A 25,161-nucleotide genomic window follows, 5' to 3' on the forward strand; every position below is an offset into this window, starting at 1 on the left:
GAGGTAGTTTGTTAAAATTAAGATTCATTCAAAAAACATTAAAAATGAAAACCATTCACAAAATGCTGTTTACTACTGCCGTTGCTTCTTTTGGAGTTATTGCATGTAAAACAGATAAAAAGCCTGAAGAAAAAGTACAGGCAATTGTTTTAGAAAACATGGATACTTCGGTTAAACCTACCGATGATTTCTTTAGATATGTTAACGGTTCTTGGATTGATAACACTGAAATTCCTGCTGACGAAACTTCTTGGGGAGGATTTAATCAATTAAGAAAAACCACTACCAAAGATGTATTAGCTATCTTAAACAAGGCTATTGAAGAAGGTAACTTCCCAAAAATAAAAGATGCTGAAGGAAACGAAATAGATTCTGATCAAGAAAAAGCGGTAAACTACTACGAAACCATCATGGATACCGTAGCTAGAAATAAAGCAGGTAAAGCACCTGTACAACCTTTTCTTCAAAAAATTGAAGAAATTAAAGACTTAAACGACGTACAAACTTTCATTACCAATATGGCTCCTTATGGGGGTGCTGGTTTTTATGGTTTTGGAGTGTTTAACGACCTTAAGAACAGTAGTATGAATGCGGGTTACATGGGAGCTGGCGGACTTGGTTTATCAAGAGATTACTACGTAGATGAAAAGGTAAAAGACAAGCTTGAAAAATATGAGGTGTTTGTAGCTAAAATGTTACAAGAATTTGGTGATGATGAAGCTACAGCTAAAAAGAATGCAGCAACTATTGTTGCTTTCGAAAAGAGTTTAGCTGAACCTAGAATGACAAAAGAAGAGCGTAGAGATACACGTAAAATTTACAACCCAATGACTCTTGCTGAATTAGCTGAATTGGCTCCTGTAATTGATTGGGAAGCTCATTTAAAAGGAATTGGTGTTGATCTTGAAGGATTAGATGGTTCTAAAGGTCTTGAAAAGATTATTGTTACAGATCCAGGATATTTCAAAGCAATGAATGAAGTACTTAAAAATAGTCCTATTGAAACAGTTAAATTATCATTACGTTGGAATGCTATTAACAACTCATTAGGTTTATTATCTACTGATTTAGAAAAAGCTAACTGGGAATTCTACAGTAAAGAAATGCGTGGAGCTAAACAACAACGTCCAAGAGACGAACGTGCTTTAGCTAATTTAAATGGAGCTATTGGCGAAGCTTTAGGTAAGTTATATGTAGATGAGAAATTTCCACCAGAAGCGAAGCAAAAAGCTAAGGAAATGATTGATAACGTAATGTTAGGTTTTGAAAAACGTATTGCGCAATTACCTTGGATGAGTGCTGAAACTAAAGAAAAAGCTTTAGAAAAATTACACAAATTAACTGTTAAAATTGCATATCCTGATAAATGGAAAGACTACTCAACTTTACTTGTTAAAGGATTAGATGAGGGAGGTACTTATTTTGACAACGCTGTTAATGTTCGTAAGTGGAACTTTGAAAAAGATATGGATAAATTAGGTAAAGAAGTAGATAGAACTGAGTGGGGAATGTCTCCTCAAACTGTTAACGCTTATTTTAACCCTGTAAACAACGAAATCGTATTCCCAGCAGCTATTTTACAACCTCCTTTTTATAACTACAAAGCTGATGAAGCTGTAAACTATGGAGGAATTGGAGCTGTTATTGGCCACGAAATTTCACATAGTTTTGATGATTCTGGAGCTCGTTTTGACGGTGACGGAAACTTAAAAAATTGGTGGACAGAAGAAGATTCAGAAAAGTTCAAAGAAGCAGGAAGTAAATTAATAAAGCAATTTAGTGATATTGTTGCTATTGATAGTATGAACTTAAATGGTGAGTTTACTTTAGGTGAAAATATTGGTGATTTAGGTGGTGTACAAGCTGCTTATGAAGGATTACAAATTTTCTTAGAAAAGAATGGTCGTCCAGAAAAAATTGACGGATTTACTCCTGAACAACGTTTCTTTCTTTCTTGGGGAACTATTTGGAGAACTAAAATGCGTGATGAAGCATTAAAAAACCGTATCATGACTGATACACACGCTCCTGGAATGTACAGAGCTTATATGCCTCTTAAAAACGTAGATGCTTTTTATGAAGCATTTGATGTTAAAGAAGGAGACAAAATGTACTTAAAACCAGAAGATCGTGTAAGAATTTGGTAAATTCAATTAAAAAATAAGTACCTTTAAACCAGTGTATATACACTGGTTTTTTGTTTTCCAAAAATTAACAACAAGTTTTGTATATTCCAAAAAATAGTAAGTAATTCGCCCTCCTTAATTTTTAATAGAATGAGACTAATTGGAAGGATTGAAAAAATATCCTTTTTAAACTGGGAAATAGAAGATTTACCTGTAAAAATTGATACAGGAGCCTATACTTCTGCAATACATTGTAAGCATATTGAAGAAAAAGACGGAGTGTTAGAGTTTATATTACTCTGCCCAAAAACAGAAAAATATAATAATAAATTGCTCCAAACAACAAAGTATAAAGTTAAAAGCATAAGAAGCTCAAACGGAAAGAAACAAAAAAGATATGTTGTTTCCACCTCCGCTATTTTTTATGGTAAAAAATATAAAATAAAACTATCACTATCAGATAGAGGTAAAATGAATTATCCAGTATTAATTGGTAGAAAATTTTTAAACAAAAAATTTATTGTGGACGTTTCACAAAAAAACATCACATCAAAAGAAATATAAAAAATGAAAATTGTTGTTCTTTCTAGAAACCCTAAATTATATTCAACCAAACGCTTAGTAGAAGCAGGCGAAAAAAGAGGACATGAAATGGTCGTATTAGACCATACCAAATGTGATCTTATTATCGAAAAAAGAAAGCCTGCGATAGTATACAATCATGAGCTTGTAACCGATGTTGACGCTATTATTCCTCGTATTGGTGCTTCAGTTACTTTTTATGGTACCGCAGTTGTACGTCAATTCGAAATGATGAAAGTATTTTCTGCTGTAGAGTCTCAAGCTTTGGTACGCTCTAGAGATAAACTAAGTAGTTTACAAGTACTTTCAAGAGCAAATTTAGGACTTCCAAAAACGGTTTTCACTAATTATTCAAAAGACACTTCAGAAATTATAAAAAAAGTAGGAGGAGCTCCTTTAATTGTTAAACTTTTAGAAGGAACACAAGGCTTAGGTGTTGTGTTAGCAGAAACCAAAAAAGCAGCTGAGTCTGTTATAGAAGCTTTTAATGGTTTGCAAGCTCGTGTAATTGTTCAAGAATATATTAAAGAAGCTAAAGGTGCTGATATTCGTGTTTTTGTGGTAGATGGTGTTGTTGTTGGAGCTATGAAGCGTCAAGGAAAAGAAGGTGAATTTAGATCCAACCTACATAGGGGAGGAACTTCAGAAATTATAGAATTAACTGATGAAGAAGAAAATGCTGCTTTAAAAGCTGTAAAAGCAATGAAATTAGGTATCGCCGGTGTAGACATGTTACAGTCTGATAGAGGTCCTTTGATTTTAGAAGTTAATTCTTCTCCTGGTTTAGAGGGCATTGAAAAAGCTACTGGAAAAGATATAGCAAAAAGTATTATACGTTACGTAGAAAGAAGTGCTTAAAATCAAAACCGACATTAAATAATGTCGGTTTTGTTTTAATATTTAATCTGCTAATTCCATACAGTTAAATCCTTTTTCTTTTACTTTATTTATAATGTCAGCTTCTGTTATAATATCAGTTGCCTCTATTCTTAAAACATTATCAACATCTTCAAGATCAATAGATATATTAATTATATTATTATCTTTATTAAATAACTGACGTATAGAATCTTCTTTTTTCTTTGTGTCAATATCGGTTCCATAGATAAATAGTTTCATAACTCAATGGTTTTTATTCTTGTTCCGTTTCTTTATTTAATTTGTCTACATATTTTTGATAAGCTTCACTGCCTTCTTCTTTCCAAAACCTATCATAATGTTCCCATTCTGAAAACTTTCCTTTACAGTTCTTTTCATAATGTGATTTGAACTTGTGTTTTCTTCTTTTGTTAGAATATTTCTTTGATTTATGTTTTCCTCCACATTCACTAGAAGAAAATAAAATTTTAGCTAAAATAAATAACCCTACTGCTTGCCAGTAGTTAATAACTGGTAATCCAAAAATATCTGGCATAAGGTTATTCCAAAGCCACATAATTGCATATCCAAAAAGTATTGCAAGCATTAAAACTGCAATTATTCCGAATATTATTCTTCCTACAAATATTCCTGGAGATTCTCCATCTCTTCTTTCTTTAAACAAATTTTCCATCTTTTATTTTTATTTTTTGTTTTCAATTTTTCTAAGTAATATTCCTAATGCTCGATGTCTTCTTGACATTAATGTTCCAACAGGTACTTTAAGTTCCTCCGATAGTTCATTGTATGTGTACCCTTCAAAATCAATAGCTATAATTATTTCTTTATATACAGGTTTAAGGTTCATTATTCTTAATTCTAGTTCCTTTTTCATTACTTCAGAGTACGTATTATCAGGAGTACCATATAAAACCTCTGTAAATTCAATCAGTTTTATTTCATCAATATCTGAAGCTGAAGCTTCGTATTTCTTTCTTCTTAAATTATCAATGATTTTATTTTTTAGAGACCTGTAAACAAAGCTAGCTACATTGTTTATAGGTGAATTTCCATTAACTCCAGAAAACAATTTTAAAGCAACTTCTTGAATAATATCTTCTGCATCTTGATGAATACTTTGTTTAATTTTAGTTCCAACATAAGACTTAAGGGCACCATATTCTTTATCAAAAAAGGCTTTTAATTTCTTTTTATTTTCCGTTTCTTGGTTCATTTATAGGCTTTCTTTGAGCTCCTCAATTATAAAGACGTACTTTTTATTTTCTATTGCATTTTTTTAAAAAAACTCTTCATACCATTTATAACAAATATACTTAGAGCTAATTTTTAAAAAAGAAGACTATTTAAAGAGAAACTTGGAATGAAAAATCTTGTTTATAATTTATCTTAAACCTTTATGTATTTTTGCAACCATGCTACAAGTAAATAATATTTCATTCACTTATCCATCTAAAGAAAAAACCTTAGAAAACATCCATTTTACACTTCAAAAAGGTGAGCACTTGTGTGTAATGGGTGAAAGTGGTTGTGGAAAATCTACACTTTTAAAAATTGTATATGGTTTACTAGATGTTGATAAAGGGAACTTATATTGGAATGATATTCAAATTTTAGGACCTGAACATTATTTAGTTCCTGGGATGGAGTTTTTTAAATATGTAGCGCAAGATTTTGACTTAATGCCTTTCACATCTGTAAGTGAAAATATTAAAAAATTCTTATCGCGATTTTACCCTAAAGAAGCTGAAGAAAGAACACAAGAACTTTTGGAAGTTATTGAAATGACTGAATTAGCGAACGAAAAAGTTAAAAACTTAAGTGGTGGACAGCAACAAAGAGTAGCCATTGCTAGAGCGTTGGCTAAAGAACCAGAATTATTATTGTTAGACGAACCTTTCAGTCAAATAGATAACTTTAAAAAGAACTCATTAAGAAGACGATTGTTTGCTTATTTAAAAAAGAAAAATATTGCCTGTATTGTTGCTACGCACGATGGAAATGATGCTCTTTCTTTTGCTAATACCATGATGGTAATCCGCAACAACCAAATCATTGCGCATGACAGTCCAGCAAACTTATATAAAAACCCAAAAGAAAAGTATGTTGCTTCTTTATTTGATGATGTAAACGAACTTACCATAAATAAACAAACATTATTACTATATCCTAACTTACTTGAGATTACCAAAAAACCATCAAAACTAGAAGGAACTGTATTGAAATCTTATTTTAAGGGGGGGTATTGGCTAATAGAAGTTGCTTATAACAACCAATCCATTTTTATAAACCACTTTGAAAATATTGAGCATAAAAAAACAGTCTCATTTAAGTTAAAAGAGACCGTTTAAACCAATAATAACTATCTCTATAATTATTACTCAACTATCTTAAAATAAATTTTTTTTCTAAAAAAATACACCCTTACCATCTTAAACACCAAAAGATAAAAGTGTATTATAGCTTCTTTTTCTGTTCTGGTTATAACAACCTTTCCTGCATGTAAAACAAGTTATTTTTGTTTTACCCTACTTTTTCTTAAAAAATTTCTCTAATGACACTTTTTAATCCATTGAACTCAAAAGATTCTCCTTCCTTTTTACCTAAAATTAACTTTCCTATGGGTGAAGATGGAGATATTGCAAAGTATTTTTTATTTTCAAAAGTTAACAATCCTACACTCACACTAATGAAATAGTTTATAGTTGAGGTGGTTATAACTACACTGCCTAAATGAGCAATTTTTGAAGTTGAATTTATATTAATTTTTGCAAGCATTTCTTTCATTTGAGAAACTCCACTAAGTTGCTGACTCGCTTTTTCCATTTCTAACTGTAGCATTGCCCTACCGGTTTCATGTTTATCTCCTGCAGAACTTTTTGTTTCAGATTGTAATGCTTTTTGATGAGAAGAAATTGTTTCTTCTACAGTTTGTAAACGTTTATTTACATACAACTCACATTGTTTGTATAGTTCTTCTTTAATATTCATTTCTTACTTTTCTAAGTAATACTAATTTACAAGTTGTGCTAAATCTTTTCCTACCAAACTTCCTATAGCAACTCCCATTCCTCCTAATCGTACACCACAAAACACATTATTTGAAAGCTGTTTTACAATCGCTTTTTTCTGATTTCCAACCCCCATAATTCCACTCCAGCGATGTTCTATTTCAACTTTAGTATTCGGTAAAATTGTTGTTTTTAAAATTTCTTCTAATTTGTTTTGAATAAGCAATGTTTGTCCAAACTCATCAGTTTCTTCACCTTTAAAATCCAAATTTCTTCCTCCTCCAAACAAAATTCTATTATCAATATTTCTAAAATAATAATATCCTTTATCTAGGTGAAAAGTTCCTTTTATATGTAAATTTTCAATCGGTTTCGTAATTAATACCTGTGCTCGTGCAGGTTGTACATTTTCTTTCAATAATTTATTTGCAAATCCGTTGGTAGCAATGAATAATTTTTTAGTAGTAAACTCAATCTGATTCGTTTTTACTTCTACTTCATCGTTGTTTTCTATAAATTCTTTAACTTGAATATTATTGATAATTTTTATTCCTGAAGACAATGTCTTTTTTAACAAATTAGCCGCCATTTTACCAGTATCTATTTGCCCTTCAAACTGGTTGGTTATATATTGTTGATGAATATTTTGAAACCCAAACTTGTTATCATCAACCGAAAAAACATCCTTAGAAAACAACGGCTTTAAAAGCTCATTTATCGATGTTTTTTGCTCTAAACACGATTCGTATAATTCTGTTGTTAAGAACAATTCATATCCTTTATTTTGTTGAAAATCTATGTTTTTATCGCCCAGTGTGGTGCGTAAAAGCTGTAAACCTTGCCAACGTTTTTTTACCAAGCTAAAAACCTCTTCTTCGGTATGTGTATTTAAATCATCTATCAGTTCAGATAAACTTCCAAAACAAGCAAAACCTGCATTTTTAGTGCTGGCTCCTTGTGGTAACACTCCTTTTTCTAAAACTAGAATTTTTGCCTTGGGGTATTTTTCTCTTAATTGTAATGCACAATTTAACCCCACAATTCCACTTCCTACTACAGTAAAATCAACATTTGTAAACCACTCTTTTAGTTCCCAGTAACTGAAATTCAACTTCATATAAATCTGATTATATTTGTGACTTGGCATACTCCTTGAATGTCTAAATTTAAACATTAAAAAACAACTCTATGAAATTAATTGGAATCTTAATTTTAGCTCTAAGCTTTACGAAATGCGCAAGTGTAAAAATGGAGAACAATCATCCTTTCAAAATAGAATCTGCAAGTTATTCTCATGTAACAGGAGGTGTAAAAGGTAGTTATAACTCTACTAACTTGATTATTAATTTTACTGCTGAGAAGCCAGTTGACTTTCAAAAAGTATATTTTCAAAATAGGATTACCAAAGCTGTTGTTGAGCAACATAACGATAAACAATACATTGCTGCTCGTTATAAAACCTCATCTAATGAGTTAAATGATCTTATTTTACATGCTGATCCTAAAAAAGAGTTTGGTAACACTCCTAAAGAAGAATTTCCTTTTGAATTAAAAGAAAATGAAGCAATGGTTTCTTATATTATTGAAGGGAAAACACACTACGTTAAAATAGAAAACATTATAAAAAAAGATAAGGTCTTTATGCAATAAAAACCTTAGTATAGAATAACTTTAAACACCTCAAAAAAGAGGTGTTTTTTATTTTTGGCACGTAATTTGAAAACATATAAGCATAACCATAAAATGAATGCTTATGAAACGTATAAAATTACTTTTAATACTACTTATTGGTGGTGTAACACTTACGTCATGTGTTGTAAGAAATGAAATTGTAGATGATGGTTTTTCTTTAAACGAATATATTTCAAGTTATGATTTATGGTATGTAGATTATCACAGAACAACTGGTAGTGGCGAAGTTCCTTTTTTATCAAGAGCTTTTACTATTTCTTTTTTAAACGGAACCATGTATGCAAATAATAATATTGTTGATATTGGTAAAACAGGAAATGGTTTAGGTATAGCTGTTGGTAACTATAGTACATACGGAACAATTTTAGAAACGCGTCATGATATAGATGGATATTTTGAATTTGATGTAGTACAACTTTCTAATAACGAAATTAGAATTGATGATTTATCACAAAATTTAAGTTATTATCTAGTAGGGTATCAAACAGATACATTTGATTATAACATGTTGTTTTATGAAAATATTGAGTATTTCTTACAAGAATTTAAAGCTTGGGAAAGAACTGATGAAACTGGAGGTACTCCAAATCCTTTTGATAACGAGCATTATCTAAAATTTACTCATAAAAATGATGTGACATTCTATTCATCACATGACCCTTTTGGCACAAATGTTGATTATATAAATTGGGATTTTGAAGGAAGTTATATTGTTAGAAATGTTATAGGAGAAAACAATCTAAAATATTTAACACTTAATTATGATAACGGAGATACTGAAGAGTTTGATTTAACCGTTATAAATGACGAAACAATACGATTAAAGCACGTAAGTTCAAGAACAACATATATTTTTTCTGGTATAGAATTTATCCAGTATTTAAAAGCAGAAAAAACAAGTACTACAAAACCAGCTGTAAGGAGTAGCGGTAGAAAACGTACTAAAATAAAAAGAGAAACAGTTCCTAAAAGGAAATAAAAATAAAGTTTGGTTAGTTGATTTTTGGTTGGTGTAGTAGCCAACTAAAAGAAACCGCTCCGCTAGGGGCGGTTTTTCATTTTATAATGGTGGCTTAACATAAAAAATATTACCTTTATACAAAACAAAAAACCATGCAACAAACTGCTTTAATTACTGGAGCAACCTCAGGTATTGGTAAGGCAACCGCTCAACTTTTTTCTAAAAATAACATCAACTTAATTCTTTGTGGTAGACGTGTTGAAAAGCTACAAAAACTGCAACAAGAATTATCAAAATTTACCAAAGTACATATACTTCAGTTTGATGTTCGTTATAACGAAGAAGTACAAAATGCGATCAATAGTTTACCTGACGAATTTAAACATATTGATATTCTTATTAATAATGCTGGAAATGCTCATGGATTAAACAGCATTCAAAATGGAAATATTGACGATTGGGACGCTATGATTGACGGAAACGTTAAAGGCTTATTATACGTTTCAAAAGCTATTATTCCTCAAATGGTAGAACGAAACAATGGTTTCATTGTAAATATTGGCTCTATCGCAGGAAAAGATGTGTATCCTAACGGAAATGTGTATTGTGCGTCAAAGTTCGCTGTAAACGCTTTAAATAAAGGAATGCGTATTGATTTGAATCAACACAATATTCGCGTATGTGCCATTCACCCAGGATTGGTAGAAACTGAGTTTTCTGATGTTCGTTTTAAAGGAGATTCTGAAAGAGCTAAAACTGTATATCAAGGATACAAAGCACTACAACCTGAAGATATAGCAGATATTATTCACTTTGTAATTACTCGCCCATACCATGTAAATATTGAAGATTTAATTGTATACCCTACAGCGCAAGCTAGTGCAACTATTGTGAACAAAAACGCTTAAGTTGTGATTAACAAACGTCTTTTAATTAAAAACTTACTGTCTCATAACGACGAGAATAGTTTTTATGATAAAAAACAAAAATTATCCTTTGGTTCTAAAGAAGGAAAAGCTAAGTTTATAAAACACGTTTGTGCACTTTCTAATTCAAACCCTAACAACAACTCATATATTGTTATTGGTATTGAGGATGAAGAAAATAAAATTATAGGAGTTGATTTTTATGATGATAGCAAAATTCAAAATTTGGTAAATGCTTATCTGAATAATCCACCAAAAATAGAATATGAAAATGTTCCTTTTCCACGTTTGCAACGCCACAAAGTAATTGGATTAGTAACTATTTATCCTACCAAATTAATTACCTCTTTAGCCAAAAATGTCTGGAAATATCGTAAAGGAACTATTTTTTATCGTAGAGGTAGTAATTCTATGCCTGCTGAAGAAGGTTTTATTTTAAAGAATAACAACAAAGCTATTGTTGAAGCCATTGAAAAAAACGCAAGTAACAATATTCAACTTACCCTTGATGGCGTTTTCGACTTTATTAATAGGCACAAACCAGAATATAATCCGCAATACAAAGTATTTAACGAACAGTTTGTGCTTTGTTGGGCAGGAAAAAAGAAAATTATAAATAATGAAGCGTTTTTTACTCGTGTTGATATTGAGTTGGTAAACGAACAAGTACGTTTGTTTTTTTCTTCGTTAGATGATGTACAAATTAGTTACAACGAACAGTCTTTTATTATCACCGAATACATTGTTTTAGGGATTGATAAGAGTGAAAAACGCTATCCGTTAGAAAAAACAATTATTAACTTTAAAGATAACGGAAAGCATGATATTGTTACGGAATTTTTATTTGAAGCTCCTCAATACCATAACGATATTTTACAACTTATTTATGATAATAATAATAGTATCATCGCTAAAATTGTGAACAACAAACCTCTTTCTGTTATTGAACATGAAGATGTATATCGACTACCTACTACCTATCTAATCTGTTATTTAAATGGATTTGAAATTGCTCCTCTACAACTTAAAAAAGCAAAAAATTATATCAAAAACTTAGAAGATAAAACTACCTATATTAAATACAAAGAAGCTATGCGAGTAATACGAAAAGTAAAATATCATTAAGAGATTTTTAAGACCTTATCTTAAATAATTGTTAAGTGTCTGTTTTTGGTGAAACGTTTTGTTTTTATAGGCGTCTTTTAGCTGTAACCTAATCATAAAAACACAACATCATGAAAAAATTAATTTTATCAGCTTTAGCAATTACTTTATCCTTCGGAACTATTACTGCTACTTCAACTCCATATGAAACACCTGTTAAAACTAACCTAGAATACCCTAATGTAAGTACTTTTTGTAAATTAATTAGAGCTGGAAACTTTGAGGCTGTAAAAGCTATGGTTGAAAACGGAACAGATATTAACAGAAAGTCTACAGGACTAACTCCTTTAATGTTTGCTGCTAGATATAACAAAGCAGATATTGTTCAATTATTAATTGATAACGGAGCAAAATTAAAAACAAAGTCTGAAAGAGGATATACTGCCTTAGAATATGCTAAAATGTCAAAAGCACATGAGTCTTATAAAGTTATTGCTAAAGCTTTAGGAAAGTAATGTATCCTACTTAATTAAAAACAAAAAGTCACATCTTTCGATGTGACTTTTTTATGTTTTGAAAATTATATTTTCTTATAAATCAAACTTAATTCCTTGTGCTAAAGGTAACTCATCAGAATAGTTTACCGTGTTAGTTTGACGACGCATGTATACTTTCCAAGCATCAGATCCAGACTCACGTCCACCACCTGTTTCTTTTTCACCTCCGAAAGCACCTCCGATCTCAGCACCAGAAGTTCCTATATTTACATTTGCAATTCCACAATCAGATCCTGCAAATGATAAGAATTTTTCAGCTTCTTTCATTTCTGCTGTCATAATTGAAGAAGATAATCCTTGCGCTACTCCATTTTGTAATTCAATAGCGTTTTCAACATCTCCTGAATACTTCATCAAGTATAAAATTGGAGCAAATGTTTCATGTTGAACAATTTCATAATGGTTTTCAGCTTCAATAATTGCTGGTTTAACGTAACAACCACTTTCATAACCTTCTCCTTCTAAAACGCCTCCTTCAACTAATACCTTACCTCCTTCAGCTTTTGCTTTTTCAATAGCAGCTAAATATGTATTTACAGAATCTTTATCAATTAATGGACCAACGTGATTGTTTTCATCTAATGGGTTTCCAATCTTAATTTGACCGTAAGCTCCAACAATCGCATCTCTTACTTTATCATATACAGATTCGTGGATGATTAAACGACGTGTTGATGTACAACGCTGACCACAAGTACCTACAGCACCAAATACAGCTCCAGGAACTACTACTTTTAAATCAGCAGTTGGAGTAATAATAATTGCATTGTTTCCTCCTAATTCTAATAATGATTTACCGAAACGCTCAGCAACTTTAGCACCAACAATACGTCCCATTCTTGTAGAACCAGTAGCTGATACTAAAGGAATACGAGTATCTTCAGTAATGTATTCACCAACCTTGTAATCTCCATTAACAATACAAGAAATTCCTTCTGGTAAATCGTTAGCTTTTAAAACCTCAGCTATAATATTTTGGCAAGCTACTGAACATAAAGGAGCTTTTTCTGAACCTTTCCATACACATACGTTACCACAAATCCAAGCTAATGCTGTATTCCAAGACCAAACAGCCACAGGGAAATTAAATGCTGATATAATACCAACCACTCCTAATGGGTGCCATTGCTCTCTCATTACGTGTCCTGGTCTTTCTGATGGAATTACTTGTCCGTTTAACTGACGAGATAAACCTACAGCAAAATCACAGATATCAATCATTTCTTGAACCTCACCTAAACCTTCTTGGTAAGATTTTCCCATTTCGTAAGAAACTAACTTACCTAATGGTTCTTTTAATTCTCTTAACTTGTTTCCAAATTGACGAACAATTTCTCCACGTTGAGGTGCAGGCATTGCTCTCCACTCTTTAAAAGCAGTTGTAGCTACATCCATCACCTTATTATAATCTTCACGAGTACTTGCTACTACTTTACCAATTAACTTACCATCAACAGGTGAATAACTTTCAATAACTTCTCCATTTGCAAAGTTTACTGAACCTGTAGAAGTTCCGTTGTTTATATCTTTTAAGCCTAATTGAGCTAAAGCTTCTTTAATACCAAAATCTGCCATGTTTTATATTGTAATTTTAGTTTTTATATTTAAAACTCAAAACTACGAATAATTTTACAATTAATAAATTAAACAAAAACAACTTAGTTTGTTTAAAAATTAACAAAATAATGAAAAATATTTACAACTACCTTGCTTTAATTTTGTTACTATTTTCTTGCAATCAATCTAAAGTAACTTCCAAAGAGCTAAATAATACTCCTACTAATGAGTTCGCTATTATTATTCATGGGGGTGCTGGTACCATTTTAAAAGAGAATATGACTCCCGAAAAAGAAACTGCTTATAAAGCTAAGCTAGAGGAAGCTATAAAAACAGGATATGAGATTTTAAAGAACGGTGGTTCTAGTGGTGATGCCGTTGTAAAAACTATTCAAGTTATGGAAGAGTCTTCTCTTTTCAATGCTGGAAAAGGAGCTGTGTTTACACATGAAGAAACTAATGAATTAGATGCTTCTTTTATGGATGGAAAAACATTGAATGCTGGTGCAGTAGCCGGAGTAAAAGATATAAAAAGCCCTATTGAAGCTGCTAGAACGGTGATGACAAACTCTGATCATGTAATGCTTTCAGGAGTTGGAGCTTCTCAATTTGCTAAAGAACAAGGGTTGAAGATTGTAGACCCGAGTTATTTTTATACTGAGAATCGCTTTAAATCTTTACAACGAATTAAAGACAAAGAAAAAACGGAGTTAGATCATGATGATAAAGAAGCTGCTTTTTATGATATTGACATTAAAAATAGTAAATTCGGTACAGTAGGTTGCGTTGCTCTGGATAAAAAAGGAAACATTTCTGCAGGAACTTCTACTGGAGGTATGACTAACAAACGTTGGGGACGAATTGGAGATTCTCCTATTATTGGTTCAGGTATTTATGCAAATAATAAAACCTGTGGTGTTTCTTCAACTGGTTGGGGTGAATACTTTATAAGATCTCAAGTAGCGTATGATATTTCTGCTCAAATGGAATATCAACAAAAATCATTAAAAGAAGCTACCAAAGATGTGATTCAAAATAAATTAACCAAGCTTGGTGGAACTGGTGGTGTTGTTGCACTTGATAAAAATGGAAATATGTCTTTTGAGTTTAATACTGCAGGAATGTATAGAGCTTCAATGGATGATAAAGGTAATTTAGTAATTAAAATTTACAACGATTAAAACTGATAATTTAAACCTGTATAAACACCAATAAAGTATGGCTGAAACCCATTTGAATCATTTTTAAATGTATTTAATTGGGTTTTTAACATTGGATTAATATTTAAAGACCATTTTTTACTGAACTTATAACTAAAATCTACCCCTAAATTTCCACTAAAGTTAACGCTATTTAAGTTGTTTGCTTCTCCTGATGTTGAAAAATCGGTAGTTTTTAAGTTTACATCATTCTTATTTAAAAACAAAGAACTAAAACCCATAACTAATTGTGTTTTTAGCTTTTTTCCTTCTAATACACTATACTTAACTTCTACTGGAACTTCAATATATCCATAACTTTGATTCAACTCACCATCTAGACTACCTGAGCTAATGGATACTGAATTTGTACTAAAATTTATTTGAGAAGTATCATTTAACTCATAACTTTCTCCTGAACTAAAAGCTACACTTGCAGTACTTGAATTTGCAGGATTAACAGCTACGTTGGTATTAGAATACTCCATTTCTTGGAGGTGTACTCCTGACTGAATAGACCATTTTTTACTTAATTGATAAGCAATTTGAACACCATAAGAATAACTTGTACTTCCTTTTGTAGAGTTTGATAAACTTGCATCTATTGGAGATGATTTAGAAAAAGAATTTGAGTTTAATACTGCTACTGTTGGAGAAACGGTCCAAAGTTTCTTTATCTTATCCTCTTCTTTTTTATCCTTTTCAGCATTTACAACCGCTAAAAAATCTTTTTTTGGTTTTATAATCTTACGAATTGTATCATTGTTTTTTTTGAAAAAACTTTTTTCTTCTTTTTTAAGAACTGGCAAGCTATTTTCAAGCTTGCCAGCAGAATTTTCTTCTTTCACAACATCATTTTTAGCCAGTAAAGCCCCTTCAACTACTCTACTTGACACGTTATTGCTATCTTTTTCTTGCAATTCTTTTTTACTAACCTTCACAACATGATTAGCGGTTAAAACTTCGTTTTTACGATGTTTTTCTTTCAAATTATTTTTCTTTTTCGTTACTTCTTTTACAACAAGTATTTCCCTTATATTTTCTTTTGTTGGTTTTATTAATAAATTATCTTTTAATTCTTCATTTTTATTTTCTTGCTCTTTAGTTGCTGGTTTTGGTGATTCAACTATAATTACATCTGTACCATCTATATTTCCCTTTTCATAAGTAAATGGATAAAACAAAAAACCTAAAACAAGCATAGCTGCAACCCCTCCAGAAAACCACCAAATAGGAAAAACACGCTGTTTTTTCTTTTTTTTGAGCTTTTCTTCAATAGCATTCCATACATTTTCATTTGGAGTTACCTCCAAATCTTTAAGTTTTTCTTGAAATAGTCTATCGATATTTTTTTCTTCCATCAGTTATGCTTTTGCCTCTTTCGCTTGATACAATTCCATTTCTTTTTTCAATATCTGTCTTGCTCGTGATAAGTTTGATTTTGATGTTCCTACAGAAATATTTAATAATTCTGCTATTTCTTTATGTGAATAATTATCTAATACATACAAGTTAAAAACTAAACGATACCTATCTGGTAAACTTTGAATGAGCTCTAATAAAACATCAATATTCACATTTTCAGTTTCAAGCTCTATTTCTTCTACTATTTCCTCATCAGGAGCTTCTGAAACTAACTGTAAAGGTGATTTTTCTCTATACTTTTGTAATGCTGTATTTATAGTTATTCTCTTCATCCATCCTTCAAAAGAACCTTTATGCTGATATTGAGGCATCTTTTTAAAAATAGTTAAAAAACTATCTTGTAATGTATCTTCTGCATCTTGATAATTACGTGAATACTTTAAACACAGCGCAAAAAGTTTACCAGAAAACAACTGGTAAACTTGCGCTTGCGCTGTGATATTTTGATGACAGCATCCTTGTATGAGTTTTTCTAAATTGATGTTACAAATTTACTGGAATTACCACTTCTTCGTATACATCTTCTCCTTCATCATTTTTACCTTTCCAAAACTTAAAAACATAATCTTCTTCTTGTGTTGCCTCAACAGGAAAAGCATATTCTTCTTGTCTTACATCTTGAGTACAAGCAACATCAAGAGCTACTATTGCTGTACCAGCTACAATTCTAGTTGTATCCACTTTTTGATAATACAATCCATTAAAAGAGTAACAACTATTGGGTAGTGTATACTTTATCTTAATTGTATCAACTTCTCCGAATGTAAAACTTTCAGGAGTTGTGGCACTATCAACCTTTAAAAACTCATATCTAACATTAGGGCTGTCATCATCTAAACAAGAATAAAACGTAAATACACTTAAAAAAAGGATTAAAATTTTTTTCATGACATATATAATTAGGGTTATTATTTTAACTTTCCATGGTTTATATAGTAGATGAAAAAAAATTAAAAAGGTTGCGTCGAATACTCTTACTTTTGTAAAAGTTTATGAAGAACACCATTTTTAACATACAGTCTACAGAAGATTTTAATAAAACTGCACTACAAGTTTTTAAACATCAGTTTACAAATAATAAAGTGTATCGTTCTTTTTGTGATTTGATATACGTTCATCCTTCTGATGTACATACTATTGAACAAATTCCGTTTTTACCTATTCAGTTTTTTAAAACTCGAGAAGTACTTTCGTCTACAAATGAAATTCAAGAAACCTTTACAAGTTCTGGTACTACAGGAAGTACAACCAGTAAGCATTTAGTTACCGATTTATCTTGGTACGAAACCAGCTATTTAAAAGGTTTTGAACATTTTTACGGTAATATTGAAGACTATGTTGTACTAGCTTTGTTACCCAATTATTTAGAACGTAAAGGATCTTCTTTGATTTATATGGTTGAAGACTTAATTAAACGTTCTCAACATCCTGAAAGTGGATTTTACCTCAACAATTTAGATGAACTTGCTCAAAAGCTTACAAATTTAGATTCACAAGGAAAAAAAGTATTACTTATAGGCGTTTCTTTTGCTTTATTAGATTTGGTAGAACAATATGAATTCAATCTTTCTAATACCATTATTATGGAAACAGGTGGAATGAAAGGAAGAAGAAAAGAGCTTATTCGTAACGAATTACATGCGATTTTAAGCAATGGTTTTGGAGTAAATGAAATTCATTCTGAATATGGAATGACAGAATTATTAAGTCAAGGATATTCAAAAGGAAATGGTGTTTTTAACTGTCCGCCTTGGATGCAAGTCTTAACTCGTGATACTGAAGATGCTTTGACTATTTTACCTAAAGGAAAATCAGGCGGAATTAATGTAATTGATTTAGCAAACTACAATTCTTGTTCTTTTATTGCTACACAAGATTTAGGAAAGGTATACCAAGACAATAGTTTTGAAATTATAGGACGTTTTGATAATTCAGATATACGCGGTTGTAATTTGATGGTTTTGTAATCCTTTTTTATTTTTTACTATCTTCCCAGTCAATTAACCTCTATTATTTCAAGGTCTTATGAAAAACTGGGCAGAAAATGTACGGTGGAATCCATCTGCAGTTGCATTTCCTCATTCGGAAAATGAAATTCAACAACTTGTTTTAAAAGCTATACAATTTAATCAAAAAATTAGAGTCATTGGTTCTGGTCACTCTTTTACTTCTTTATGTAGTACTGACGAAATATTAGTAACTCTCGATAACTTTCAAGGACTCATTTCAATAAACAAAGAAAAAAATCAAGCTACTGTAAAAGCAGGAACGAAACTTTCTTTATTAGGCGAACTACTTTTTAAAGAAGGATTAGCTATGGAAAACATGGGAGACATCAACGTTCAATCAATTGCAGGAGCCATAAGTACAGGTACACATGGAACAGGTATCGAACTTAAATCTATCAGTAACCAAGTCGTTGGATTAAAATTTGTGAATGGAAAAGGTGAAATCATTGAGTGTTCTACCGAAAAAAATATTGAGTTATTTAAAACTGCTCAAGTATCATTAGGTTGTTTAGGCATTATCACTGAAGTTACTTTACAATGTGTTCCAGCCTATAAACTAAAACTTCAAAACAAAAAGGAGAAATTAAGCGATGTGTTGGCTACTTTGGACAAAAGAAATTCTCAAAACCGTAATTTTGAGTTTTACTGGATTCCATACACAAATACTGCTTGGACAAAAACTTCAAATATTGTTGAATATTCTGAGCCTGATAAAGTAAACTTTTTTAATTATTGGACAGAATATGTACTCGAAAACTATGTTTTTAAGTTGATGTGCGAGTTTGCAAAAGTTTTTCCTTCACAAAACAAAACAGTTGCTAACATTACAGCAGCTAGTATAAGTAACGTAAAAAAAGTATATCATAGTCATAAAGTATATGCAACACAACGAATGGTTAAGTTTCATGAAATGGAGTATAATATTCCTGCAGAAGCCTATCAAGATGTATTTAAGGATGTGCAAAAAATTGTCAACTCAAAAAAGTTCAATATTCATTTTCCTATTGAAAATCGCTGGGTAAAAGGAGATGATGTTTTTATGAGCCCTGCCTACAGAAGGGATTCGGCATATATTGCTTGTCACGTATACAATAAAAAAGATAGTAGTGCTTATTTTGCTGCTTTAGAAGAAGTTTTTAAAGCCTATGACGGAAGACCTCATTGGGGTAAAATGAATACATTTACTTCGGATGATATTGCTAGAATGTACCCTAAATTCACCAAATTTATGACTTTCAGAAAAGAACATGATCCAGAAAATATATTTGTGAACCCGTATCTTCAAAAACTATTAGGTATTTAATATTATGGATGCTTATTTTAAAATCTTAAATAAAGAACTTAAAAACTACCAACGGGCCATTCCTTGTTTGTTAGTAGATTTAGATATTCTAGATGAAAATATAGCAGAAGCACTTTCTAATTTTAGAAAAGATGCATCACTCAGAGTTGTGATAAAATCATTGCCTTCGGTCCAATTAATTGAATATATATTAGAAAAAACACATTCAAGCAAGTTGATGGTTTTTCATCAACCTTTTTTAACTGATTTAGTTGCTCGATTGGGGGACAAAGCTGATATTTTATTGGGTAAACCCATGCCAATAAAAACTGCGGAATATTTTTACAACAACTTACCTCAAGAGTACAACGGATTTAACCCATTTACTCAAATTCAATGGTTAGTTGATACCAAAAAAAGGATTGAAGAATACATCAATTTAGCCAAACAACTCAATCAAAAATTACGATTGAATATTGAAATTGATGTGGGTTTACACCGCGGTGGGTTTTCTTCTTTAAAAAGTTTAACAAAAGTACTATCACTTATTGAAAACAATCAAAATTTTGTTGAATTTTCTGGGTTTATGGGTTATGATCCACATGTAGTAAAACTTCCAAAGATTATTCGTTCTCAAAAGAAAGCACTACGATTAGCGAATCAATATTATGAAGACTGTAAAACCTTAGTTAAAAATGATTTTCCAGAGCTATGGAATGAAAATTTAACCTTTAACGGAGCCGGAAGCCCTACTTTAAACTTACACAAAGAACAAAATTCTCCAATAAACGATATTGCCATTGGTTCATGCTTTGTAAAACCTACAACATTTGATATTCTTTCATTAAAAAACTATAAACCAGCAACGTTTATAGCAACACCAGTTTTAAAAACTTTTTCAAATACAACGCTTCCAGGTTTAGAAAAAGTAAAACAAATTTTTAGTAAGAAATCTGCTTTTATTTATGGCGGTTTTTGGAAAGCTGACTATTACTACCCTATAGGGGTAAAACAGAATAATTTGTTTGGTTCTTCTACTAATCAAACAATGATTAATGTTCCTAAAAACATACCTTTACAAGTAGATGATTTTGTCTTTTTAAGACCACACCAAAGTGAGTTTGTTTTTTTACAATTTGGAGAAATTTTGCCTATTAAAAACGGTAAAATTCAACAGCCTTGGCAATTATTAAATAATTCTTAATTATTCAATTGTAATGTTTTTTGTTTTTCATCGACTACTCATAAAATCTACAAACAATGAAAAACTTTATTACACTACTTTTAGTAGTAGTCTCTACTGCATTATACGCTCAAAAAACTGACTACAATACAAAAAAAGGTTATGTAGCTGAAGGTTACGATGTTGTTTCTTACTTTACAAATAGTGAACCTGTTGAAGGAATAAAGAAGTTTCAAACAACTTATGATGGAGCTAAATTCAAGTTTTCTTCAAAAGAAAATTTATCCCTTTTCAAAGAAAATCCAATAAAATACATTCCTCAATATGGTGGATATTGTGCATATGCTGTAGCTGCTAAGAAAACTAAAATGTATATTGATGCAGAAGCTTATGAAATTAGAGATGGTAAATTATATCTTTTTTATAGTTCTTGGCTTTCTAGCAAACTTGATGATTGGAAAAATGGTGATACTAAAAAGTTACAAAATCAGGGAGATATAAACTGGGAAGAACTAAAACATAAAAAAAAATAAAATGAAACATATATTTATCTTCTTTCTATTTTTTTCAAGTATTGTCTTCTCACAAGAATACAATACCAAAAACGGAGTTATTGCTAAAGGTTACGATGTAGTAAGTTATTTTCATAATAAAGCCGAAAAAGGAAATAAAAAAATTACAACTAAATATAATAACGTTTCCTTTCGTTTTTCGTCAAAAGAAAATTTAGCTACTTTCCTTAAAAATCCTCAAAAATATAATCCACAATATGGAGGGTACTGCGCCTATGCCATTGGAAAAACTGGTGAAAAGGTGGATATTGATCCGAAAACTTTTGAAATACGAGATGGTAAACTGTATTTATTTTATAACTCTTGGGGAACCAATACTTTAAAAATGTGGTTAAAAGAAAATCCAGAAGAGCTCAAAAAACAAGCAGATACTAATTGGAAAAAATTGAATCGTTAGTTTTAGATTTAATAGTTGTGGGGGCGACTTCTAAAAGGGCTGATAATTTCAGCTCTTTTTTTATGCTTATCGTTTCTTTTTATTCTTATTTTTGGTTAATAAAAACAGCTCTATGAATAATTTCTCTTCTTTCAATAGAAAAAACATTCAACAAGAATTACAAACTACCGAATTTGATATTCTAGTGATTGGTGGTGGTATTACAGGTGCAGGTATTGCTTTAGATGCTGCCTCACGTGGAATGAAAGTCGCTTTAATTGAAAAAAATGACTTTGCTTCGGGAACCTCTAGTAAATCTACCAAACTAATTCATGGAGGTTTACGCTACTTAAAACAATTTGATTTTTGGTTGGTAAAAGAAGTGGGTACTGAGCGTGCTATTGTTCATAAACTAGCGCCACATTTGGTAATTCCTGAAAAAATGATTTTACCATTAATTGATGGCGGAACTTACGGTTCATGGCTAACATCTATCGGATTAAAAGTATACGATGTGTTAGCTTCTGTTGAAGGAGATGATAAACGTAAAATGCTTGATAAAAAAGAAGCGTTAGAAAAAGAACCTTTATTACCTAAAAGTATTTTAAATGGTGCTGGTTTTTATGCAGAATATCGTACTGATGATGCTCGTTTAACTATAGAGGTTTTAAAAACAGCAAGTCAATACGACGCACAAATATTAAACTACACGCGTGCAGACGAATTTATTTACGAAAATAAGCGTGTGGTAGGTGCTAAAGTAACGGATGCTTTTACTGAAGAAAGTTATGATATTAGAGCTAAATATGTAGTAAACGCAGCTGGACCATGGGTAGATGAATTGCGACAAATTAACAATTCTAAAATTGGAAAACGTTTACATTTAACCAAAGGAGTTCACTTAGTTGTTCCGCATGAAAAATTACCCGTAAAACAATCTGTGTATTTCGATATTCCAGACGGTCGTATGATGTTTGCTATTCCTCGTGGAAAAGTAACCTATTTTGGAACTACCGATACCAATTATCAAGAAGATAAAGACACCGTTGAAACCTCAATGGTGGATGCTTTGTATTTAATTGAAGCAGTAAATAACATGTTTCCTGATATTCAATTAACCATAGATGATATTCAATCATCATGGGCAGGATTACGCCCGTTAATTCACGAAGAAGGAAAATCGGCTTCAGAATTATCTAGAAAAGATGAAATTTTTGTTTCTGATACCAAGTTAATTTCAATTGCTGGAGGAAAATTAACAGGTTATAGAAAAATGGCAGAACGGATTGTGGATATTGTTGCGAAAAAAATGAAACGTCGTTTTGAAGTTGAATTTGATCCAATTCAAACTGAAGAAATTGTTTTATCAGGAGGGCCTTTTCAAAATTATAAATCAGTAAAACTATACATTAATCAAATTTATAAACAACTAAAATTACATGGTTTTACTGAAAAAGATGCCAGTTATTTAGTATATAACTATGGTAAACAAACCGAACTTATTTTAGATAAGTTTGATGAGCTTAATGAAGAAAATATACAAGAGCGCTTATTAAAAGCTGAAATATGGTTTGTAATAAAGCATGAAATGACCTGTACTCCTACCGACTTCTTTATGAGAAGAACTGGTCGTTTATTTTTTGATAAACCTAGTGTTGATCTTTATAAAAACTTTGTTATTCAAGAATTTACAAGCCGCTTTAATTGGGATGAAAATACAACTTTAAAACATCAACAAGAATTGGATAAAAAAATAGCTTTAACCTTAAAATTTAACTAGTTTCTTACATAGAAAATTAATCGAGTATTATATCTTTGGCGACTGCAAAACCCTCGTTCTTCGAAAGGGTTTATACAATTAATTTTTAAGTAATATGAAACAACTAATACTAGTATTTTTTCTATTAACCGCGTTTATAGCAAAAAGTCAAACTAATATTATTTCGAACTCTGATTTTGATAATATTAAAATAAATAATATTGCCTTAACTGATATTAAAAAAACTTTAGGTAAACAAGCTAAAGTAGAGTCTTTATTAGGTGCAACTGTTTCTTTTGAAGATAATGGTTTTTATTACTATTTTAAGTTTAATGGTTTAAAACTAGATTTTTCTACTTCTGGAAGAAAACCATATATCGAGTCTTTAGATGTTTTAAGTAATGAAGCTACTTTTACTATTAAAGGAATAACAATTACTGTTGGTGATCCAATAAGTAAGTTAGGAGAAGTTGCTTTAACAACTGGTAGAAATGGCTCTAAGAGTATTTTATATGCTGAATGTGATAGTTGTGATGTTTTTATTAATATTAATTTTGATCAAACTACTAAAAAAATTACAAAAATCAATTATTTTGATATGTCATAATTGATTTACTTTAAAAAGTATATTAAAAATGCCTAGAAAATTATTTCTAGGCATTTTTATTTATATCTATAGAACATCAGTTTACTTATCATTCTTCCTTCTCATGCTCTTCCAAATCTTTAGTTAAATCTAACTTTCTAAGCGTTGGATTTAAAACTCCAGTAGTAATAACGGTAATTAAAGTCATAGTACCACCAAAAACCACTGCTGTTACTGTTCCCATTAACTTTGCTGTTACCCCACTTTCAAAAGCTCCTAATTCGTTAGAAGAACCTACAAACATAGAATTTACTGAAGCTACTCTACCACGCATATGATCAGGTGTTTTTAATTGTAAAATGGTTTGACGAATTACCATAGAAACACCATCGGTTACACCACTAAAAAATAGGGCTACAATAGAAATCCAAAAAACGGTTGATAAACCAAATACTATAATACAAATTCCGAAACCAAATATAGCTGTTAAAAGCTTCATTCCTGCATTTCTACTTATAGGTATATATGCAGTAACTAACATCGTTAAAAAGGCTCCTATGGCTGGTGCTGCACGCAATGCACCAAACCCTTCTGGTCCAACTTTTAAAATATCTTGAGCATATACTGGTAATAATGCTACTGCTCCACCAAATAATACCGAAATCATATCTAATGTAAGTGCTCCTAAAATAGCTTTTGTTTTATATACAAAACGTACTCCTTCTTTTAAACTTTTCATTACGGGTTCTCCAATTTTTGGATTTAGAATTGGTTTCTTTTTTATAAAAAATACCGTAAAAAATGATATTGAAACTAAACCAAATACAACACATAAAGACCAATGTACTCCAATCCAAGAAATAGTAAACCCTGCAAAAGCTGGTCCTAATACTGAAGCTATTTGCCAAGTTGAACTACTCCATGTTGCAGCGTTAGGATATAATTTTTTAGGTACAATTAAAGCAATTAATGAAAAAATCGTAGGTCCGAAAAAAGAACGTAATAATCCACCAAAAAAGACCAGAGCATAAATAGCATATAGCACAGTATTTTTATTCCAATCTTCAATAAAACTAGGCAATGTTAAAAAGAATAGTCCTAAACTTATGAGTGAAAATAGGCCAATACACAAGGCTAGTAGATTTCTTTTTTCTTTTTGATCTACAATATGACCAGCAAACAACGCCATGGATACTGCAGGAATTACTTCCATTAGTCCAATAATTCCTAATGATAATGGATTTTTAGTGATACTGTAAACCTGCCATTCGATAATAATAAATTGCATAGACCATGCAAATACTAAGGCAAAACGTACTAAAAGAAAAATATTAAATTCTTTAATTCTTAAGGAAGCATAGGGGTCTTTTTTTTCCAT

27 protein-coding genes are annotated in these 25,161 nt (G+C 30.9%); 17 read left to right on the forward strand and 10 right to left on the reverse strand.

Translation table 11 applies throughout. The features are described from left to right. Nucleotides 1-44: 44 nt before the first annotated feature. The 3 genes from ABMY20_RS14090 to rimK all read left to right on the forward strand — a co-directional run bounded on the left by ABMY20_RS14090 (nucleotide 45) and on the right by rimK (nucleotide 3,566). Nucleotides 45-2,147 (forward strand): M13 family metallopeptidase, encoded by a 2,103-nt coding sequence (locus tag ABMY20_RS14090; protein WP_253055557.1) that lies wholly within the window; start codon nucleotides 45-47, stop codon nucleotides 2,145-2,147. A gap of 129 nt (nucleotides 2,148-2,276) precedes the next feature. Further along, entirely contained in the window at nucleotides 2,277-2,690 is a 414-nt protein-coding gene (locus ABMY20_RS14095; protein WP_047788093.1) for a RimK/LysX family protein, read from the forward strand. Nucleotides 2,691-2,693: 3 nt separating this feature from the next. Further along, nucleotides 2,694-3,566, forward strand: coding sequence for a 30S ribosomal protein S6--L-glutamate ligase (gene rimK / locus ABMY20_RS14100; RefSeq protein WP_047788094.1), 873 nt, complete (start codon nucleotides 2,694-2,696; stop codon nucleotides 3,564-3,566). A 42-nt stretch (nucleotides 3,567-3,608) separates the two neighbouring features. On the opposite strand, the gene ABMY20_RS14105 is transcribed toward rimK, so the two are convergent. The 3 genes from ABMY20_RS14105 to ABMY20_RS14115 are packed head-to-tail and all read right to left on the reverse strand — an operon-like array spanning nucleotide 3,609 to nucleotide 4,800. Further along, nucleotides 3,609-3,827 (reverse strand): hypothetical protein, encoded by a 219-nt coding sequence (locus ABMY20_RS14105; RefSeq protein WP_047788095.1) that lies wholly within the window; start codon nucleotides 3,825-3,827, stop codon nucleotides 3,609-3,611. A 13-nt stretch (nucleotides 3,828-3,840) separates the two neighbouring features. Continuing rightward, nucleotides 3,841-4,260 carry a hypothetical protein gene (locus tag ABMY20_RS14110; RefSeq protein ID WP_073182380.1) on the reverse strand — a complete coding sequence of 140 codons (420 nt, stop codon included), beginning with the start codon at nucleotides 4,258-4,260 and terminating at the stop codon, nucleotides 3,841-3,843. A 9-nt stretch (nucleotides 4,261-4,269) separates the two neighbouring features. Next, a complete protein-coding gene (locus ABMY20_RS14115) occupies nucleotides 4,270-4,800 on the reverse strand; it encodes an RNA polymerase sigma factor (RefSeq protein ID WP_047788096.1) in 531 nt (176 codons plus the stop codon). A gap of 199 nt (nucleotides 4,801-4,999) precedes the next feature. Here ABMY20_RS14115 and ABMY20_RS14120 point away from each other — a divergent pair, with 199 nt between their 5' ends. Further along, on the forward strand, nucleotides 5,000-5,935 hold the full coding sequence (locus ABMY20_RS14120; RefSeq protein WP_349265600.1) for an ABC transporter ATP-binding protein: 936 nt from the start codon (nucleotides 5,000-5,002) through the stop codon (nucleotides 5,933-5,935). A 187-nt stretch (nucleotides 5,936-6,122) separates the two neighbouring features. Here ABMY20_RS14120 and ABMY20_RS14125 read toward each other — a convergent pair whose 3' ends face one another. Together ABMY20_RS14125 and ABMY20_RS14130 are read right to left on the reverse strand one after the other, a co-directional pair. Next, nucleotides 6,123-6,575 (reverse strand): GreA/GreB family elongation factor, encoded by a 453-nt coding sequence (locus tag ABMY20_RS14125; protein ID WP_173361117.1) that lies wholly within the window; start codon nucleotides 6,573-6,575, stop codon nucleotides 6,123-6,125. Nucleotides 6,576-6,596: 21 nt separating this feature from the next. Further along, nucleotides 6,597-7,706 carry an FAD-binding oxidoreductase gene (locus ABMY20_RS14130; protein WP_349265614.1) on the reverse strand — a complete coding sequence of 370 codons (1,110 nt, stop codon included), beginning with the start codon at nucleotides 7,704-7,706 and terminating at the stop codon, nucleotides 6,597-6,599. 77 nt (nucleotides 7,707-7,783) lie between these two features. On the opposite strand from ABMY20_RS14130, the gene ABMY20_RS14135 reads away from it, so the two are divergent. The 5 genes from ABMY20_RS14135 (at nucleotide 7,784) to ABMY20_RS14155 (ending at nucleotide 11,793) form a co-directional block, all read left to right on the forward strand. Next, the gene (locus ABMY20_RS14135) at nucleotides 7,784-8,245 is read left to right on the forward strand and encodes a hypothetical protein (protein ID WP_159610621.1); all 462 of its coding nucleotides are present in this window, start codon (nucleotides 7,784-7,786) and stop codon (nucleotides 8,243-8,245) included. Between the two features lie 103 nt (nucleotides 8,246-8,348). Further along, the gene (locus ABMY20_RS14140) at nucleotides 8,349-9,266 is read left to right on the forward strand and encodes a hypothetical protein (protein WP_349265601.1); all 918 of its coding nucleotides are present in this window, start codon (nucleotides 8,349-8,351) and stop codon (nucleotides 9,264-9,266) included. A 134-nt stretch (nucleotides 9,267-9,400) separates the two neighbouring features. Continuing rightward, complete coding sequence (locus ABMY20_RS14145) at nucleotides 9,401-10,156, forward strand: SDR family NAD(P)-dependent oxidoreductase (RefSeq protein WP_349265602.1); 756 nt, start codon at nucleotides 9,401-9,403, stop codon at nucleotides 10,154-10,156. Nucleotides 10,157-10,159: 3 nt separating this feature from the next. Beyond that, complete coding sequence (locus ABMY20_RS14150; protein ID WP_281979497.1) at nucleotides 10,160-11,299, forward strand: ATP-binding protein; 1,140 nt, start codon at nucleotides 10,160-10,162, stop codon at nucleotides 11,297-11,299. Nucleotides 11,300-11,409: 110 nt separating this feature from the next. Beyond that, nucleotides 11,410-11,793 carry an ankyrin repeat domain-containing protein gene (locus ABMY20_RS14155; RefSeq protein ID WP_047788101.1) on the forward strand — a complete coding sequence of 128 codons (384 nt, stop codon included), beginning with the start codon at nucleotides 11,410-11,412 and terminating at the stop codon, nucleotides 11,791-11,793. 75 nt (nucleotides 11,794-11,868) lie between these two features. Here ABMY20_RS14155 and ABMY20_RS14160 read toward each other — a convergent pair whose 3' ends face one another. Beyond that, nucleotides 11,869-13,410 (reverse strand): aldehyde dehydrogenase family protein, encoded by a 1,542-nt coding sequence (locus tag ABMY20_RS14160; protein WP_167712591.1) that lies wholly within the window; start codon nucleotides 13,408-13,410, stop codon nucleotides 11,869-11,871. 110 nt (nucleotides 13,411-13,520) lie between these two features. On the opposite strand from ABMY20_RS14160, the gene ABMY20_RS14165 reads away from it, so the two are divergent. Continuing rightward, complete coding sequence (locus ABMY20_RS14165) at nucleotides 13,521-14,573, forward strand: isoaspartyl peptidase/L-asparaginase (protein WP_349265603.1); 1,053 nt, start codon at nucleotides 13,521-13,523, stop codon at nucleotides 14,571-14,573. Here ABMY20_RS14165 and ABMY20_RS14170 read toward each other — a convergent pair. The 3 genes from ABMY20_RS14170 to ABMY20_RS14180 are packed head-to-tail and all read right to left on the reverse strand — an operon-like array spanning nucleotide 14,570 to nucleotide 16,904. After that, the gene (locus ABMY20_RS14170; protein WP_349265604.1) at nucleotides 14,570-15,952 is read right to left on the reverse strand and encodes an outer membrane beta-barrel protein; all 1,383 of its coding nucleotides are present in this window, start codon (nucleotides 15,950-15,952) and stop codon (nucleotides 14,570-14,572) included. The genes ABMY20_RS14165 and ABMY20_RS14170 overlap by 4 nt on opposite strands. 3 nt (nucleotides 15,953-15,955) lie before the next feature. Further along, the gene (locus tag ABMY20_RS14175; RefSeq protein WP_317039777.1) at nucleotides 15,956-16,507 is read right to left on the reverse strand and encodes an RNA polymerase sigma factor; all 552 of its coding nucleotides are present in this window, start codon (nucleotides 16,505-16,507) and stop codon (nucleotides 15,956-15,958) included. Further along, the gene (locus tag ABMY20_RS14180; RefSeq protein ID WP_047788073.1) at nucleotides 16,500-16,904 is read right to left on the reverse strand and encodes a hypothetical protein; all 405 of its coding nucleotides are present in this window, start codon (nucleotides 16,902-16,904) and stop codon (nucleotides 16,500-16,502) included. Before ABMY20_RS14180 ends, ABMY20_RS14175 begins: the two co-directional genes overlap by 8 nt. 104 nt (nucleotides 16,905-17,008) lie before the next feature. Between ABMY20_RS14180 and ABMY20_RS14185 the strand changes: the two genes are divergently transcribed. From ABMY20_RS14185 to ABMY20_RS14215, 7 genes are all read left to right on the forward strand, one after another. Next, nucleotides 17,009-17,983, forward strand: a complete 975-nt coding sequence (locus ABMY20_RS14185; RefSeq protein ID WP_073182365.1) for an acyl transferase — start codon at nucleotides 17,009-17,011, stop codon at nucleotides 17,981-17,983. 58 nt (nucleotides 17,984-18,041) lie between these two features. Then, nucleotides 18,042-19,328 (forward strand): D-arabinono-1,4-lactone oxidase, encoded by a 1,287-nt coding sequence (locus ABMY20_RS14190; RefSeq protein WP_349265605.1) that lies wholly within the window; start codon nucleotides 18,042-18,044, stop codon nucleotides 19,326-19,328. Nucleotides 19,329-19,332: 4 nt separating this feature from the next. Beyond that, a complete protein-coding gene (locus ABMY20_RS14195; RefSeq protein WP_349265606.1) occupies nucleotides 19,333-20,511 on the forward strand; it encodes an alanine racemase in 1,179 nt (392 codons plus the stop codon). 56 nt (nucleotides 20,512-20,567) lie between these two features. Further along, the gene (locus ABMY20_RS14200; RefSeq protein WP_073182368.1) at nucleotides 20,568-21,023 is read left to right on the forward strand and encodes a YHS domain-containing (seleno)protein; all 456 of its coding nucleotides are present in this window, start codon (nucleotides 20,568-20,570) and stop codon (nucleotides 21,021-21,023) included. A gap of 1 nt (nucleotide 21,024) precedes the next feature. Beyond that, entirely contained in the window at nucleotides 21,025-21,459 is a 435-nt protein-coding gene (locus tag ABMY20_RS14205) for a YHS domain-containing (seleno)protein (RefSeq protein WP_073182369.1), read from the forward strand. A 112-nt stretch (nucleotides 21,460-21,571) separates the two neighbouring features. Continuing rightward, nucleotides 21,572-23,218, forward strand: coding sequence for an FAD-dependent oxidoreductase (locus ABMY20_RS14210; RefSeq protein ID WP_073182370.1), 1,647 nt, complete (start codon nucleotides 21,572-21,574; stop codon nucleotides 23,216-23,218). Between the two features lie 94 nt (nucleotides 23,219-23,312). After that, the gene (locus tag ABMY20_RS14215) at nucleotides 23,313-23,804 is read left to right on the forward strand and encodes a hypothetical protein (RefSeq protein ID WP_047788080.1); all 492 of its coding nucleotides are present in this window, start codon (nucleotides 23,313-23,315) and stop codon (nucleotides 23,802-23,804) included. A gap of 88 nt (nucleotides 23,805-23,892) precedes the next feature. Here ABMY20_RS14215 and ABMY20_RS14220 read toward each other — a convergent pair whose 3' ends face one another. Beyond that, nucleotides 23,893-25,161, reverse strand: a complete 1,269-nt coding sequence (locus ABMY20_RS14220) for an MFS transporter (protein WP_047788068.1) — start codon at nucleotides 25,159-25,161, stop codon at nucleotides 23,893-23,895.

The sequence above is a fragment of the Tenacibaculum sp. SSH1-16 genome (assembly GCF_040104435.1).
GTDB lineage: Bacteria > Bacteroidota > Bacteroidia > Flavobacteriales > Flavobacteriaceae > Polaribacter > Polaribacter mesophilus.